Annotated in this window: 12 protein-coding genes; 4 read left to right on the plus strand and 8 right to left on the minus strand. The window is 63.8% G+C overall.

Annotated elements, in window-relative coordinates; genetic code table 11:
• Nucleotides 1-629: 629 nt before the first annotated feature.
• On the minus strand, nt 630-908 hold the full coding sequence (locus EN949_RS36615; RefSeq protein ID WP_063170067.1) for an RHS domain-containing protein: 279 nt from the start codon (nt 906-908) through the stop codon (nt 630-632).
• 488 nt (nt 909-1,396) lie between these two features.
• Nucleotides 1,397-2,143, minus strand: coding sequence for an SDR family oxidoreductase (locus EN949_RS35920; RefSeq protein WP_027162287.1), 747 nt, complete (start codon nt 2,141-2,143; stop codon nt 1,397-1,399).
• 315 nt (nt 2,144-2,458) lie between these two features.
• On the opposite strand from EN949_RS35920, the gene zwf reads away from it, so the two are divergent.
• From zwf to edd, 3 genes are all read left to right on the plus strand, one after another.
• A complete protein-coding gene (gene zwf, locus EN949_RS22280; protein ID WP_013530236.1) occupies nt 2,459-3,928 on the plus strand; it encodes a glucose-6-phosphate dehydrogenase in 1,470 nt (489 codons plus the stop codon).
• Nucleotides 3,910-4,626, plus strand: a complete 717-nt coding sequence (gene pgl / locus EN949_RS22285) for a 6-phosphogluconolactonase (protein WP_127366559.1) — start codon at nt 3,910-3,912, stop codon at nt 4,624-4,626. Before zwf ends, pgl begins: the two co-directional genes overlap by 19 nt.
• A gap of 72 nt (nt 4,627-4,698) precedes the next feature.
• Nucleotides 4,699-6,522 (plus strand): phosphogluconate dehydratase, encoded by a 1,824-nt coding sequence (gene edd / locus EN949_RS22290; protein WP_013530234.1) that lies wholly within the window; start codon nt 4,699-4,701, stop codon nt 6,520-6,522.
• Nucleotides 6,523-6,590: 68 nt separating this feature from the next.
• On the opposite strand, the gene EN949_RS22295 is transcribed toward edd, so the two are convergent.
• The 4 genes from EN949_RS22295 to EN949_RS22310 form a co-directional block, all read right to left on the minus strand.
• Nucleotides 6,591-8,255: a VWA domain-containing protein gene (locus EN949_RS22295; RefSeq protein WP_127371147.1), complete on the minus strand. Its 1,665-nt coding sequence runs from the start codon at nt 8,253-8,255 to the stop codon at nt 6,591-6,593.
• Nucleotides 8,256-8,633: 378 nt separating this feature from the next.
• Complete coding sequence (locus EN949_RS22300; RefSeq protein WP_013530232.1) at nt 8,634-9,596, minus strand: GlxA family transcriptional regulator; 963 nt, start codon at nt 9,594-9,596, stop codon at nt 8,634-8,636.
• 56 nt (nt 9,597-9,652) lie between these two features.
• Nucleotides 9,653-10,552, minus strand: coding sequence for a bifunctional methylenetetrahydrofolate dehydrogenase/methenyltetrahydrofolate cyclohydrolase FolD (folD, locus tag EN949_RS22305; RefSeq protein ID WP_063170063.1), 900 nt, complete (start codon nt 10,550-10,552; stop codon nt 9,653-9,655).
• A gap of 180 nt (nt 10,553-10,732) precedes the next feature.
• Nucleotides 10,733-13,294 (minus strand): GumC family protein, encoded by a 2,562-nt coding sequence (locus EN949_RS22310; RefSeq protein ID WP_127366777.1) that lies wholly within the window; start codon nt 13,292-13,294, stop codon nt 10,733-10,735.
• 198 nt (nt 13,295-13,492) lie between these two features.
• Between EN949_RS22310 and EN949_RS22315 the strand changes: the two genes are divergently transcribed.
• Nucleotides 13,493-14,788 carry a lipopolysaccharide biosynthesis protein gene (locus tag EN949_RS22315; RefSeq protein ID WP_013530229.1) on the plus strand — a complete coding sequence of 432 codons (1,296 nt, stop codon included), beginning with the start codon at nt 13,493-13,495 and terminating at the stop codon, nt 14,786-14,788.
• 79 nt (nt 14,789-14,867) lie between these two features.
• On the opposite strand, the gene EN949_RS22320 is transcribed toward EN949_RS22315, so the two are convergent.
• Both EN949_RS22320 and EN949_RS22325 read right to left on the minus strand, forming a co-directional pair.
• Nucleotides 14,868-15,791 (minus strand): DUF6492 family protein, encoded by a 924-nt coding sequence (locus tag EN949_RS22320; protein ID WP_127367803.1) that lies wholly within the window; start codon nt 15,789-15,791, stop codon nt 14,868-14,870.
• Entirely contained in the window at nt 15,788-16,582 is a 795-nt protein-coding gene (locus EN949_RS22325; RefSeq protein ID WP_127371435.1) for a WecB/TagA/CpsF family glycosyltransferase, read from the minus strand. Before EN949_RS22325 ends, EN949_RS22320 begins: the two co-directional genes overlap by 4 nt.
• Between the last annotated feature and the right edge of the window lie 20 nt (nt 16,583-16,602).

Consider the following 16,602-nt stretch of genomic DNA (forward strand, 5'->3'; position numbering starts at 1 on the left):
GTTTCATATAAATCTTCTTCTCTTTTATTTTTATTGATTTTTGTTATTCCAAACTCAAATAAATCATCTGAGTTCAAAACTTCCAGCCTCTCCCGAAATAGAAATTTCATAGCTACATTTTCCATATTGGAAACGGCGGCAAGGGTTTCCCTGCCCTACAAGCGGCATATCTTTCACTGGCTATTGCCATACAAGCTGCATACCGATTTCTACCAGCTTTGGTTGTGCGCCCGCCACCACGCCCCGAGGATAGCAATTGGCACTGCGCCTCATCAGCGGCAAGCTGTTCCTCACAAGGGTCGTCATCCGGCGGCCCAGCTGGCGGCGGAGGCGGAGGCGTCGTACGCCGTTCCGACGGCATCGGGCAAGATTGTGGCCCTGGCTGCGGGGGCGGGGGACGTAAAACGCAGTCCAAGGGATTGCCACCCCAACACCACCATCGATTCCCTCCTGGACCTGGAACCCAATACAACCCGCTCGGATCCACCTTCATCAGCGGGCTGTTGCCGACATACGCCCACCTTGACGGCCCATTCGGCATACCGAGCGGATCGGGGCTGCAGATAGCGCCCGATGGAAGCATCATAATGGCGGTGCCAATTGTAGGCGAGCCCCGTCTCGATCTGGAACTATTGGCCGGGGAAGCGCTGGTTGAGCGTCGCCGTGCCACTGATGCTACGCACCTCACCGTAAGGTAGATAGCTCGCCTGCCAGACGACATTGCGGCCCTGGTCGGTCATCATGACCGGCCGTTCGAGATGGTCAGTCAGCACGTAATAGAGCACCGGCGTGATGCCGGCGTCGGCGACCATCGCCAGCGGGCGGCCTTCGACCCAGATGTATTCGGTGACCAGCGCGCCGGACGCGTCATATTCGGCGATTACATTGCCGTCGAGGTCGTGCACCATGTGCAGCGTGGCCGACGAGGCGGCGATGGTGCGCGAGACCAGCCGCGACAGGTAGTCGTAGATGTAGGCGCCTGCCGTCGTGCCGTTCGTGGTGGCGCCCGAGAGCTGGCCGGCGGCATTGTAGCTGTAGGTCTTGGTGAGCTCCGGCGAGACGGTCGCGTCCTGCGTGACGTTGCCGGCAAGGTCCGACTGGAAGCCGCGGCTCGGTGCGCCGCCGGTGAGGATGCCGGTCAGCCGGCTGGAGCCGCCCTGAAGGCTGTAGGTATCGATAGAGGTGACGCCACCAATGGTTACGGTGCGCTGGGTGATGTTGCCGACACCGTCGATCGTATAGGTGAGGCTGCCCCACGGCCCATCGGCATTCTCGATGAAGCCGTTGGCCGTATAGGTGTAGGTCTCATTGTTGGCGGGGTTGATCCTCGATTGCCGTGAGATTGCGCTTGTCCTGGTATTGCAGCGGATGAGATCCTGGCCTGCTACCCAGGCGTTCAGATGCAGCGGCCGCCGTCGACCTCCAGCGCCACGCCGGTGATGAAGGCGGCTTCGTCCGAGGCCAGCCAGAGTGCGGCGTTGGCGATGTCTAGCGGTGTCGAAAGCCGGCCGAGCGGGATCGATGCGCGGAACTTCTCGCGGATCTCGGGTGTGTCGGCGCCCATGAATTTCTCCAGCATGCCGGTCTCGCCGGCAACCGGGCAGAGGCAGTTGACGCGGATGTTCTTCGGCGCCAGTTCCACCGCCATCGATTTGGTGGCGGTGATCGCCCAGCCTTTCGACGCATTGTACCAGGTGAGGCCGGGGCGCGGCCGCAGACCCGCGGTGGAGGCCGTGGTCAGGATGACGCCGCCGCCCTGCCGCTCCATGATCGGCACCACGGCGAGTGCCGCGTGATAGATCGCCTTCATGTTGACGGCGGTTATCAGGTCGAAGGTCTCCTCGTCGACATTGAGCATGTCGCCGTTGCGATGGGTGTAGCCGGCATTGTTGACCATGATGTCGATGCGGCCGAATGCGCTTTTGGCGGCATAGATCATCTCGTCGAATTCGGAGCGCAGCGAGACATCGGTCTGGGTCCAGATCGCCGCTTCGCCGATCTCGCCGGCGACGCGCTCAGCGCCCCTGGCGTTGAGATCGGCGACAACGACCCTGGCACCCTCCTGCGCAAAGCGCCTGGCGATGCCCTCGCCAAAACCGGACGCAGCACCGGTGATGACGGCAACCTTGTTTTCCAGACGCATGTTTTTCCCGCTCATGATTGATGACGATCAACCGGCGCGCCGATAGCGCACATCCGCGCGAACCCGTGGCTTCTGGCCGGATTGCTCGAAAGATGTGCGGCCATCGCCGATTTCTCCTTTGGCTTTCGCGTCGATCCCGCTCTATGCTGCAACTGCGAAGGCTTCCGGTGCCGCGCCTGTCGACAAGCCTCCGGGTCATCGGACTGTCAAGGGGCAGGCGCATACACCCAGATGTGACACCATGGCACTGGAAAATTTAAATCGATTAGATTATATCAGCCGCGTCACAGCGACCGGCGTCAGAGCGGACAGACCATGACCAGCCAGATCATCCCCGTCGATCCTTTCGACTTCATCATTTTCGGCGGCACCGGCGATCTGTCGGAGCGCAAGCTTCTGCCGTCGCTCTATTATCGCCAGCGCGACCATCAGTTTTCGGAGCCGACACGCATCATCGGCACCTCGCGCTCGAAGATGAGCGACGAAGAATTCCAGGCCTTCGCCAAGCAGGCGATCTCGGACCACGTCAAACCGGCCGACATCGACGCCAAGGAACTGAAGACCTTTCTGGCGCGGCTGTCCTACGTCTCCGCCGATGCGACGAGCGGCGCCGGCTTCGACAAGCTCAAGAAGGCGATCGGCGACAGCGACCGCATCCGCGCCTTCTACCTGGCGGTGGCGCCGGCGCTGTTCGGCGACATCTCGCACAAGCTGAAAGAGCACAATCTGATCACGCCGAACTCGCGCATCGTGCTGGAAAAGCCGATCGGCCGCGATCTCGATTCGGCACGCAAGCTCAACGACCTGGTCGGCGACGACTTCCACGAAAGCCAGATCTTCCGCATCGACCATTATCTCGGCAAGGAGACGGTGCAGAACCTGATGGCGCTGCGCTTTGCCAACGCGCTCTACGAACCGTTGTGGAATTCAGCCCATATCGACCATGTCCAGATCACCGTGGCCGAGACCGTCGGCCTGGAGGACCGCGTCACCTATTACGACAAGGCCGGCGCGCTGCGCGACATGGTGCAGAACCATATGCTGCAGCTCTTGTGCCTCGTCGCCATGGAAGCGCCGTCGTCGATGGATGCCGACGCCGTTCGCGACGAAAAGCTGAAGGTGCTGCGGGCACTGAAGCGCATCAACGGCAACGAAGCGCCGAAGCACACCGTGCGCGGGCAGTATCGCGCCGGGGCTTCGGCCGGCGGACCGGTGAAAGGCTATGTCGAGGAACTCGGCAAGGACAGCAACACCGAGACCTTCGTCGCCATCAAGGCCGAGATCGGCAATTGGCGCTGGTCGGGCGTTCCGTTCTATCTGCGTACCGGCAAACGGCTGGCGACGCGGGTTTCGGAAATCGTCATCGAATTCAAGCCGATCCCGCATTCGATCTTCGGCGACAGCGCCGGACCGATCTTCGCCAACCAGCTTGTCATTCGGCTGCAGCCGGACGAAGGCGTCAAGCAGTTCATCATGATCAAGGATCCGGGCCCGGGCGGCATGCGGCTGCGCCAGATTTCGCTCGACATGAGTTTCGCGCAGTCCTTCGACGGCCGCGCACCGGACGCCTATGAGCGGCTGATCATGGACGTCATCCGTGGCAACCAGACCCTGTTCATGCGCCGTGACGAAGTCGAGGCGGCGTGGAAATGGATCGACCCGATCCAGAATGCCTGGGAAAGTGCCAGGCAGGAGGCGCAGGGCTACACGGCGGGCACCTGGGGCCCATCGGCCTCGATAGCGCTGATCGAACGTGACGGGCGGACATGGCACGAGAGCAATTGAACGGCGCCGCCTATAGCTGGAACGGCTTCAACGGGCGCCAGGAACTGGCGGCAGCCCTGGCCGGCCATGTTGCAGGCAGACTGACCAAGGCGATCGCCGAGCGCGGCACGGGGTTGCTCGCCGTCTCCGGCGGCACCACGCCGGCAAAATTCTTCGCCGCCCTTTCAGCGATACCCATCGCCTGGGACAAGGTGATCGTGACGCTGGTCGACGAGCGTTTCGTGCCGGCCTCCTCGCCACGCTCCAATGCCGGGCTGGTGGCCGCCAATCTGTTGCAGAACGCGGCCAAGGCGGCTCGTTTCGTGCCGCTCTATCACGAAGCCACCAGCATCGAGGATGCGGCCTCGTCCGACGATGCAGCGCTCCGATCCTTGCCCTGGCCGCTCGATGTCGTTGTGCTCGGCATGGGGCCGGACGGCCACACCGCCTCGTTCTTTCCCGATGCCGCCGACCTGGCAACACTGCTCGACCCGTCTTCCGACAGGATCGTGCTGCCGGTTCATGCGGCAAGTGCGGGCGAGCCGCGGCTGACCCTGTCGCTGGCCCGCATCGTCGAAGCCGGCTTCATCGCGCTGCACATCGAGGGTGAGGACAAGCGTATCGCCTTCGACGGCGCGGTGGCGCCCGGGCCGCGAAAGCCAATCCGCGCCGTGCTCGACGCAGCGCAAAAGCCCGTAGAGGTTTTCTGGGCACCCTGATTCTCGATTTACACCGGTCCCGGCAAACGGCGGGAGGATGTTTCCGGGACCTCGCCTGAAAGGACCGACACCATGACCGCCAGACGCGACATCGAAGCCATTACCGAACGCATCCGCCAGCGCTCTAAGCCCGGCCGCGAGCGTTATCTCGGCCGCATCGCCGAGGCGTCGAACCGCACCGCCAACCGGGCCGTTTTGTCGTGCGGCAATCTCGCTCACGGCTTTGCGGTGTGCAGCCCCTCGGAAAAGCTCGCGCTGGGCGCCGACAAGGTGCCGAACCTCGGCATCATCACCTCCTATAACGACATGCTGTCGGCGCATCAGCCGTTCGAGAGCTTCCCCGCGCTGATCAAGGATGCAGCCCGCGAAGCCGGCGGCATCGCCCAGGTGGCAGGCGGCGTGCCGGCGATGTGCGACGGCGTCACCCAGGGCCAGCCCGGCATGGAGCTGTCGCTGTTTTCGCGCGATGTCATCGCCATGGCCGCCGCGATCGGCCTGTCGCACAACATGTTCGACGCCGCCGTCTATCTCGGCGTCTGTGACAAGATCGTGCCGGGGCTGGTGATCGCCGCCCTCACCTTCGGCCATCTGCCGGCGGTGTTCATTCCGGCCGGACCGATGACATCAGGCCTGCCCAATGACGAAAAGGCCAAGGTCCGCCAACTCTACGCCGAGGGCAAGGCCGGACGCGCCGAACTGCTGGAGGCCGAGTCCAAATCTTACCATGGACCGGGCACCTGCACCTTCTACGGCACGGCGAATTCCAACCAGATGCTGATGGAGATCATGGGCCTGCACACGCCGGGCGCGTCCTTCGTCAATCCAGGCACGCCGCTGCGCGAGGCTTTGACCCGCGAGGCGACCAAGCGGGCGCTGGCGATCACCGCGCTTGGCAACGCCTATACGCCCGTCGGGCGGATGATCGACGAGCGCTCGATCGTCAACGGCGTCGTCGGCCTGCATGCCACCGGCGGCTCGACCAATCACACCATCCACCTGATCGCCATGGCGGCGGCGGCCGGCATCGCCATCACATGGCAGGATATTTCCGACCTGTCGGAAGCGGTGCCGCTGCTGGCGCGGGTCTATCCGAACGGCCTCGCCGACGTGAACCATTTCCACGCCGCCGGCGGGCTCGGCTTCCTGATCCGCGAACTGCTCGACGAAGGCATCCTGCATGAGGATGTGCAGACGGTGTGGGGCGAAGGCCTGCGGCCCTATGCGGTCGAGGCAAAGCTCGGCGCCGACGGAGGCGTGGTGCGCGAAGCCTCGCCGCGGACAAGCGGCGACGAAAAGGTGCTGGCGCCTTTCAACAAGGCGTTCCAGGCGACCGGCGGCCTGAAGGTGCTGTCAGGCAATCTCGGCCACGCCGTCATCAAGACTTCCGCGGTGAAGCCGGAGCGGCGTGTCATCGAGGCGCCGGCCAGGGTCTTCGACAGCCAGCAAGGGCTGAACGATGCGTTCAAGGCAGGCACGCTGACCGGCGATTTCATCGCCGTCATCCGCTTCCAGGGGCCGAAGGCCAACGGCATGCCGGAGCTGCACAAGCTGACCACCGTGCTCGGCATCCTGCAGGACCGCGGCCAGCGCGTGGCGCTGGTCACCGACGGACGCATGTCGGGCGCCTCCGGCAAGGTGCCGGCAGCGATCCATGTCACACCGGAAGCGGTCGAGGAGGGTCCTATCGCCAGGATCCACGAAGGCGACATCATCCGGCTCGACGCCGATGCCGGCACGCTGGAAGTGCTGGTGCCGGCCGGCGATTTCGCGCTGCGCCGGACGGCGGATGCCGACCTCATCGGCAACGAGTTCGGTTTCGGCCGCGAGCTGTTTGCCGGCTTCCGGCAACTGGTCGGCCGCGCCGATCATGGCGCCAGCGCCTTCGGCACGGCCTGACGGCAGTTCTGCGCAACCCATGAAAAGGGGCGGCACTTGGCCGCCCTCTTGCGGTTGTGCATACGATTCTATTGCACGGTTAGCTCAGCTCGCTCGCCGGCCTTGACCGTCACGTTGCCTTCTTTCGAACTGTTGTCGGATTTCTCCGAGACGACGGCATAGTCGCCCGCCGGGATCGCTGCCTGGTACTTCTGGTCGAATGCATAGCCAAGCGACTTGCGGTTGCCGTTGATGTCCTTCTTGGCCTCGAAAATCTCGATCTTCGAGGCTCCCGGCGCGGTGATCGCCAGCACGCCGGCATTCATTGCGATTTTCAGATCCTGAAATTCGCCGACCTTGACGGTGAACGGCTGCTCGACAACGGCGAGATCAACCGTCGCAATCAAGACATAGTCATCGGCCGGCAGATCGAATTTGCTGTCGGGTCCGTAGGCATAGGTCACCTCGTCCCTGGTTCCATCGATCTTCTTTTTTGCCTTGAGCACCTTGAAGCCGATGCCTGAACCGTCCGCCTTGTCGCCGCCGGCAGCATAATAAGCATTGGCAACGACATGGCCGACACCGACAATCATGTCCTTTTCCACGGTCTTGCCGGCAGCCAGCGGAATCGTTTCGGTAGCCACCCCCTGGCCGATCGTGACCGTCACTTTCTCGTCGCCGGCCGGCAACACGGCTTTCGTGGTCCCATAGAAGGTGGCGGGCATGTCAGCACCCGGATAATCGATGACGATAGCCGCGCCATCGACGACATCTGCCCCCTCGCTCGGTCGCGGATGGATGATGAGCGTGCCGGCATTCAAGTTGAAGAGAGGCGCGTAGACTTGGCCCGCCTCGATCTTGACTTTCTGCTCGGTCTTGGCCTGGCCGTCGCTGGCCACGACGATATAGTCGCCCGGTTCCAGATTGGCCTTGTAGGCGCCGTATTCGGTGCTGACGTAGTCGCCGCGCGTACCGTCGGGTTTCGCCTTGTAGATCTCCCAGGCGTTGCCGTCAGTGACGGGATCGCCGCCCTCGGCAAGCACCGCTATCGGCAGGAAATTGAAGTCCGGTTTGGCCGGCTCGGGCGCGGGTGCCGGCGCAGGTGCCGGAGCCGGTTCAGGAGCCGGCGCTGGTGCTGCCACGGTCTCGGCAAGCGCCTCCTGCAGCGCCTTCTCGTCGGAGGCCTGGATGTATTTGCCGCCGGTGTTGTCGGCGAGGCAGGCGATCTGCTTGCCCTCGTCGGCGGTCAGGCCGAAGCCGACGACATCGGCGGTGAAGTCGACGCCGGATGCCTCGAGCTCCTTGCCAAGCGCGCAGGGGTCACCGCCGCATGTTTCGAGCCCGTCGGTGATGAGCACGACCGTCGCCTTGTCCTCGGTGTATTTCAGCGCCTCGGCCGCCTGTTTGACCGCCGCCGTCAGCGGCGTCTTGCCGAGGAATTTCAGGCTGTCGGCGGCGGCCGAAATGGCGCTGCCCGAACCTGCCTGCGGCGGCACGATCAGCTGGATGTCGTCGCAGCTGCCCTTTTCACGGTGGCCATAGGCCATGAAGCCGATCTCGTCGTCGGTGGGGACCGATTGAAGCACGGTTCGAAGCGACTCGCGGGCGATTTCGAGCTTGGGCCTGCCGTCGATCTGCGCCCACATCGAGCCGGACGCATCGAGAATGATGATGACCTTGTTTGCGGCGAAGCCGAACGTCGTCATCGACAAAAGGAGGATCGCCGCAGCGACGCCCCGTGCAAGTCCCGCCATCGAAATCTCCTAAATCCGCCCCTGATCCGGGCGGCAAGCTATTTGACGCGGCGCCGGGACACAAGTCCGGGCGCCCGGTGCGCAGGGCTGCGGACCCAGCTTAACAAAAATCCTGACGACAGCCAGTTCGGCGGTGTCGGCAGCCTTTTACCCGGTAATAGGAATTTTTTCTTGACACCATGACCTCAGCTAAGGTACATATTTGGCTATGGTGCTGATTTGCGCCGGTGACCCGCCGCAATAGGCGGGTTTTTCGTTTGTTGCACCCGTCAGCCTACGCGCGGCGAAGGCTCCGAAAGAACCCATTAACCCGAATTCATGGCCTTGGCCCGATGCGCCGGGCCGAATGCCGAACTTTCAACGAAAACGAAAACCAGCTTAGTAAGTCGTGCGGCGTTCTTCCGAAGGCGGCCTGCCGAATTGCAGCCGGTAGCTCTGGGCGAAGTAGGAATGCGAGGTGAAGCCCGTCGCGATCGCCACGTCGAGGATCGGCATGTTGGTCTGGCGCAGCAGTTCGCGCGCCCGCTCCAGCCGCAATCGCATATAGTAACGGCCGGGCGTGACGCTGAGATGGCGCAGGAACAGGCGCTCGACCTGGCGCACCGAAAGGCCGGCGGATTTGGCCAGCTGTACCGCCGACAGCGGCTCGTCGAGGTGGTCGGCCATCAGTTCGACGATGCGCCTGAGCTTCTCCGACTTGCCGGTCAGGTCGCGTTCGGGTCCGACGCGCTGACGGTCGCCGGCCGAGCGGATGCGTTCGTGCTGGAACTGGTTGGCGACGCCATTGGCCAGGTTCGAGCCGAAATCGCCGCGCACGATCTCCAGCATCAGGTCGATCGAAGTGGTGCCGCCGGCACAGGTGTAGCGCTTGCGATCGATCTCGAAGACGTTGCCGGTGCAGTTGATGTCGGGGAATCGCTCGACGAAGCCGGCGCGGTTTTCCCAATGGATGGTGCAGCGATAGCCTTCGAGCTGGCCGGCCTCGGCCAGCAGGTAGGACCCGACCGACAGGGCACCCAGCGCATTGCCGCGCCGGCCCCAGCTTCGCAAAGCCGCCAGCACCTTGCTCTTGCCGGGGAATTCGGTCGTCAGCCCGACCGAGACGAAAAGGATATCGACCGGCGGCAGGTCGGCAACGGCGTAGTCGATCTTGAGCGGCAGGCCATTGGAAGCCATCACCGGATCGCCATCGGCCGACACCGTGGTCCAACCGTAGAAGTCGCGGCCAAGCAACCGGTTCGCCGACCGGAACGTATCGATCGCGGCAGCCAGCGAGAACATGGAGAACTTGTCTACCAGCAGGAATGCGAACTGCCGGCCGCCTTGAACGGGGTCAGTCATGACCGGCCGTTCTGAGGGAACACTGGGGTTCGGCAAAGCTGCAGCTTTCTGGCGGGTCAGAAGGACGGCCGTTTCAATCCGGCCGAAAGGTAGGCGGAGGCTAACGTATTGGCCATCAGCATGGCAATGGTCATGGGGCCGACACCGCCGGGCACCGGTGTGATGGCGCTGGCGGCCCTGGCCGCTTCGGCATAGGCGACATCGCCGACGAGGCGGGACTTGCCCTCGCCCTTTTCCGGCGCCGGGATGCGGTTGATGCCGACATCGATGACGGTGGCGCCTGGCTTCACCCAATCACCCCTGATCATCTCCGGCCTGCCGACGGCCGCGACAAGGATATCGGCGGTGCGGGCCAAGGCCGGCAGATCCCTGGTGCGGCTGTGGGCGATGGTGACGGTGCAGTTGGCGGCAAGCAGCAGGTTGGCCATCGGCTTGCCGACGATGTTGGAGCGGCCGACGACGACTGCGTTGAGGCCGGACAGGTCCTTGCCGCGCACCCGCTCGATCAGAAGCATCGAGCCGGCCGGCGTGCAAGGCACGAACGCTGTTTCGAGTTCACCGGTGCCGAGCTTGCCGACATTGATGAAGTGGAAGCCGTCGACATCCTTTTCCGGCGCGATGGTCTGGATGATCTTGCCGGCGTCAATGTGGGCCGGCAGAGGAAGCTGCACGAGGATGCCATTGATGGCCGGATCGGCGTTGAGGTCGCCGATGATCTTCAGCAATGCCTCTTCGGAGGTTTCGGCCGGCAGCGTATGCTGGACGGAATGAAAGCCGCATTCCTTGGCGGTGCGCGACTTGGACGCGACATAGACCTGGCTGGCCGGATCCTCGCCGACGATGACCACGGCAAGACCGGGCTTGGCCTTGCCCTTGGCGACAAGTTCAGCCGTCAGGGTCTTGACCGTCCCCACAACGTCCCCGGCAACGCTCTTGCCATCAATCACTTCAGCCATGGACCACCCTCAACACCAGAATGCCCAAGCGCGTCGCTTCCGGAAGCGACGCGCTTTTCGATCTTTCACAGCGTGGCATCTTCACGAAAAATCCAACATGCAATCCCGCCAAAGCGCCGTCCCATGCCGTTTACGCGAAACCGGCATGTTTTTGTACGGCACCGCGCAGATTTTTGTGGCTCAGAAGTAGCGGCGGCGCGTGCGGCTCTCGGTCAGTTCGCGAACCGCTTCGCGGAATTCGCGCAGGCTGGCGCGGATTTCCTCGATTGGCGCTTGCTGCTCGGCATCCTCCACGGCCCGCGACGGCTCCGCCGATCGCTGATGAGGCTGAGGCGCCTGCTGCTGCGCGACGGGCGGCTGTGGATAGGACTCGGAAGCGGGCTGAGCCGGATCGGACTGCTGCCCGGCATTGGCGGCCGGCATAGATTGCGGATAGGGATAGCCCGGCTGCTGCGCGTAGCCCAATGGCTGCGCGTAGCCCAATGGCTGCGCGTAGGGATAGAGCTGCGGCCCGGAATATGGCCGCTGCGTCATCATGGGAGGCGGCAGTGGCGGCTGCGCCGTCTGCTGCGGATGGCCGCCGGGCTGGAAAGGTGGTGCCGGGTATGCTGTCGCGGCCGCCTGCCGGGGCTCGAAGGCCGGCGCCGGCCGGGGATAGGCGCGGTATTGCGGATCCTGCGTTGGCTCCCCGTTTTCGGCAGAGGCCCATTCGACGGTATCGAACGGCTCCTCCCGGGATGGCCTGCGGGAGACGGACTTGTGCAGCCTCGACAGCAAGGCACCGATCCGGCCGGGACCTTCTGCCGGCGAGGCCTCGGCTTGCTGGACAGGCGGTGGCACGGCCGGCGGTGGTGATGCAGGCGGGGGTGTCGATGGCTGCGGCGCTGGTGGTAATGGCGGCGCCGGCGGCGGCGCTGCCCGATATGCCTTGTCTTCGTAAGGCGTCCGGCGTTCGTCCGTGCCATGGTCGCGACGCGAGCGCGAATTGGCGGTGTCACGCAGGCTCTCATAGGCGCCACGCATGGCTCCGAGGCCAATGCCGGAGGCGAAACCCAGCAACAGGCCGGCGAGCGCGACCACGACCCGCGACGGCCCGTTCGGCTCAAGCGGCGCGAAGGCCTTCGAGATCACATTGATGTTGGCGGTGTTGATGTCCTTCTGCTCGCCGGTCTCCTTGGCGCGCAGCAGGTACTGTTCGTAGACGGAACGCTTGGCGGTCGCCTCGCGCTCCAGTTCGCGCATCGACACGAGGTCGCTGTTGACGTCGCCGCTGCGGACCTTCAGCTGCGCCAGGCGAGAGGCAAGATCCTGTTCGAGCTGGACGGCGCGCTTGAGGTCGACCTGCAGCGACGAGCCGATGCGGCGCAGCTCCGAGGCGATGCGTTCGCGTGCGCCGGCAATCTGGGCATTGATCGCCTGGAGTTCGGGGTGACGCGGGCCGAGCCGGATGGCGGCGCGGTCAGCTTCCTGCTTGAGCGACGCATATTGCGAACGCAGATCGCTCATCGTGTTGGAGTTGATCTCCTCCGGCAAGGTACCGGTGAGAACCGAATTGACGTCGACCGAACGCGCCGAGGCCGCCCGGGCGTTGAGTTCCAGGGTCCGGGCGCGCGCGACCGACAGCTGCTCGTTGAGTTTCAGCATCTCATCGTCGCTGATGAGATGGCCCTGCGCGTCAACGAGATCGTGCGTGGCCCTGAAATCCTCGACCTTGCGCTCGGCTGCCTCGACGCCCTTGCGCAACTCGTCAAGCCTGGCCGTCAGTTCGTCGGTGGCGCGGCCTGCGGTGTCCGACTGTATCTGGCCGAAAGTCTGCAGGAAGACATCCGTCATCGTGTTGGCGATGAGGGCCGACTTCTCGCCATTCTGCGTGGTGGCGCTGACGGTGATGACGAAGGTCTTGCCGCCGCGCTCGACCGAAAGGCTCTCGGCCAGATTGCCGACAGCAAGCGCGCGGCGACGGCTGTCGTCGACACCCCCCGGCCCATCATTGCGGGACAGGATGGAGCGAATGAGCGACATGACGCTGAGGCCGCCGCCGCCTTGCCCATTGAATTCCGGGTCGTTGACCAGATTGAGCTTGTCGACGACCTTGTTGAGAACAGTGCCTGATGTCAGCACCCGAACCTGGTTCTCGACGATGGCCAGCGTGGCGTCGGAAGCGACGACCGACTGGGTGAGATCGCGGTCGGTGAGCTTCAGGTCGCGCGGGTCGACGATCAGTTCGGTGGTGGCCTCATATTTCTTCGGCGTCGACAGCGCAATGGTGATGCCGAGCGCGGCGCCCAGCAGTGTCGTCGTCACGATCAGCAGCTTCGACTTGCCGACACCGCGCACCACCTGCATCGGATCGATCAGCGGCTTCCACTGCTGGCTGTCCGTGCCGTCGTTTCGGGATAACGACGCGTCGCCTGCAGCGTAAGGTTCCGATGTATGATCGGCGCGACGTGCGCCAGCGGTTTCGGCGGCACCGGGCTGTGTCCGTGGCGTGGTTTGCGCGCGGTAAGCTTGCTCATGATCCCCGTCGGCCGCGACCGGATCCCCCGACAGTTTCGGGTTGCGCGCCTCGCGCTGCGAGCGGGCGAGGCGATGACGCGTGGCGGCGTCCTCGCGCCATGACGGGTCTGCCCGGTCGCCGATCGAGACCAGCGACGCGTCGGGTTCGTCGCCACGCACAGCCTGGCCCAGCGCCAGCAACGAGCGCTCGCGCTTCCAGTCTTCGCGGTTTTCCCTGTCGACCATCGTCTGGAACTTTACCCTTGGCGACCTGCGAACGGAGATTGGCCATTCGTTAAGCCACGCTAAACAGGCATGGAAAACAAAAGGTTAATTTTCCCGCGCCGAAGCGTCGGTTTCTCGTTTCGGTTGCATCTATTTTCGACACAAGCCCAGCCGCCAGAACGGCACGTTAAGTTTTCCGGCCTAGGCTCTCCTTGAGACATGACGCAGGCCAGTGACATACCGCAAAGGCGGCCCCTCGCCCGGATCGGCAGCTTTTTGGCCGAACGACGGGGGCTGCTTCGCGACTATTTCTCAGCGATCAGCGGTGCCGGTGGGCGACTGGTGTTTTCGCTGGCCTATTTCATCGCGCTGGCCAACACGCTGTCGATATCCGAATTCGGCATGTTCGCCACCGCGTCGGCGGCCGGCGTCATGCTGTCGCGCATCCTCGCCTTTGGGTTCATCTCGGCGCTTTACCGCACCGCCACCATCCGCCCCAATCTGATCGGCACCTTTTCCGCCGGCTTCCTGCTGCTCGGCGTGCTGTCGCTGCCGCTGCTGGCCGCGGCCTCGTTCGGCGTCTATCTGCTTTTCTTCGCCGACACCGTGCCGCTGTCGGTGTTTGCGGCAATCGTCTTTGCCGAAGCGCTGTTGTGGCGGCCGGTCGAGGTGGCGCTGATCGTCAACAACGGCCTGGGCAAGTTCGGCCGCGCCGCGCTGCTGGCCATCCTGGCGACCGCGCTGCGGGCGCTCGGCGCGGTGCTGTTCATGTTCTCAGCGCAACACAGCGTCTGGATATGGTCCTGGTTCTATATCGGCGCCAATGCCGCCTCGCTGCTGATCGCCTTCGGCTTCTTCTACCCGCGCCAGAGGCTGCGGCTGCGCGTCGAGCTTTATCTCAGGCGGTTGGCCGATTCCATCTATGTGGCCGGCGCCGAAGTGCTGTTCTACCTGCAGATGGAATTCGACAAGCTGCTGGTGCTGGCGATCGGCGGCCCGCATCTGGCCGGCATCTACGCCATCATCATGCGGCTGGTCGACCTGACGGCGATTCCGATCCGCACCTTCTCGATGATGCTGGTGCAGCGCATGATGCGCGCGCCGGAACTGCTGTCACGGCTGGCGGTCAAGAGCGGTATCGAAGGCGGTGTGTTCGCGGTTTCGACGCTGGCGCTGCTGACACTTGGCATCGTGCTGCATTTCTTCCCCAATGCACTCGGCAAGAATGTCGCCGAGGCTGCCCCGCTGGTGGTGCTGGCAATCTGCGTGCCGGGATTGCGCAATCTTGTCGAATACCAGGCCGAGCTTTTGTTCGCACGCGGCCAGACGCTGGTGCGGGCGCTCAATCTCGGCCTGCTCGCCGGATTGAAGGCGCTGTTGCTGACCTATGTGCTGACGACCATCCTCGACACGCCGAAGCTGGTGCTGTCGCTCAATGTCGTCTTCCTGCTTTTGTATCTCGCCTCGACGCTGCTCACCTATTCGGCGATGCGCAAGCCGGCCAAACCCGTCTAGGACTTTCTCATTTGTACATGACTTCTGGACAAACGGAAATCGTTGTCCGAGAAAACCGGTTTCCGCTTTTCGGGATGATCTAATCCAGCCCAATCAGACGGCGGATGCGGCCGATATCGGTGCCGATGAAGGATTGCATGCCGATCGCCACCTGCTCCGGCGCCATGGCGGCAACGAAGCGGCGGAACTCGTCATCCGAAAGCGCTTCGCCGGTCCAGTGCACGCGGCAGAACTCTTCGGAACCGTGGAAGTGGCCGGCTCCGTCCAGCAGATCGTCGACATAGCGGCCGTAGATCATGCATTCGGAGAATTTGCGCGCCGAGCCGACGACCTCGACCCAGTTGCGACCATGGACCCTTTCGATCGCACCGCACATCGCCAGCACGGTGTCGCGCCGCCAGGCGATCAGCGTCGAGATGTAGTCATGGTTCGACGTCCGGGACGGGTCGATGCCGAGTGCTGAGCCGGCGTTGCGCGACCAGATGCGATGCTCCTCATGACCTTCGTCCGCCAGCACAGCGTCGCGGCGGAACAGGCGCACCTTGCCATCGCGCCAGAAGGCGCCGCAGTCAAAAGGTTTCAGGAAGGCAACATCGGAATCGCAGAAGATGAGCACGTCTTGAGATGCATGCGCCGAGATGGCGATGCGGCGCAACTGCTGCACATGCCAGCCGCGCAGCGGCTGCGTCTTCAGGCTGAGCCAGACGCGCCGGCGAAACAGGCTGAGCGGGTCGTCGAAGGCGTGCAGCCAGCGCGGCAGCAATTCCCGCTCGTCGACCACCGTGCGGCGGCCGGTCTCCAATTGGCGAAACAGGCCGACATCGCGATGCTCGACCAGGATGTAATGGTGCGCCGCGCCGGAAACGTGGCGATCAAGTGTCTCGCACAGCAGGCGACAGCGCTCGAAATCGGGCGCATAGCTTGCCGTCACGATTGCCGCCGTCGGTGTCTGCCGAAGCGGGCTTGGCTCGACAGCAGCACCTGGCACGAACCTGCTGTTCATTTGATATCTCCCGCGGCTTCGGGCGCAAGCGAGAATTTCTGCCTGACGACGCGCAGCAGGAACAGCGGGTTGCCGACCACATAGCGGCGCCACAGGCGGCCCGGCTCGACAGCCAACCGGAACAGCCATTCGAGCCGCAGCCGGCGCATCCACAAGGGCGCGCGGGGCACCGCGCCGCTCAGGAAATCAAGCAACGCGCCGACGGCGATCGGCAGCGTGCAATGGCGCGCGTCGATATGGCGTTCGATCCACAATTCCTGGCGCGGCACGCCCATGGCCACGAGCAGCACGTCGGGCCGAAGCGCGGCAATCCGGTCGACGATTTCCTGCTCCTGCGAAGGGGGGAAATAGCCGTCATGGATCACCACGAACCGGTGCTGCACGGCCAGTGCCGCCAGCTTGACCGACGCCGCTTCGGCGTTGACGCGCGTCGCGCCGAGCAGCCCGACGGTCAGCGGCGTCGTCGAGGCCTGCAGGAAGGCCGGGACGAAATCGGTACCATTGAGATTGTCGGGAAACGGCGCCCCGTAGAGGAGCCTCGCCGCCAGATCGATGCCGATGCCGTCGGGCAGGATGAGGAAATCATCGAGTGCTTCGGCGAACACCGAGTCGGTATAGGCGATGTTGGCGTTGTGGGCGTTGAGGAAACTGATCTTGGTGAAGCGCCGCTCGGCAATCAGCCGGTTCAGCAGGGCGATGGCATCGTTCCAGCGGACCGCAACCACCGGGATGCCAAGGATCGTCTTCAGCGTGTCGAGCCCGAACGCGGCGCGGGCGGAATGCATGTTCATGCAAACGCCTCCTGCCTGAG

Origin of the sequence: Mesorhizobium sp. M7A.F.Ca.US.007.01.2.1, assembly GCF_003998165.1 — a bacterium.
Lineage (GTDB): Bacteria > Pseudomonadota > Alphaproteobacteria > Rhizobiales > Rhizobiaceae > Mesorhizobium > Mesorhizobium ciceri.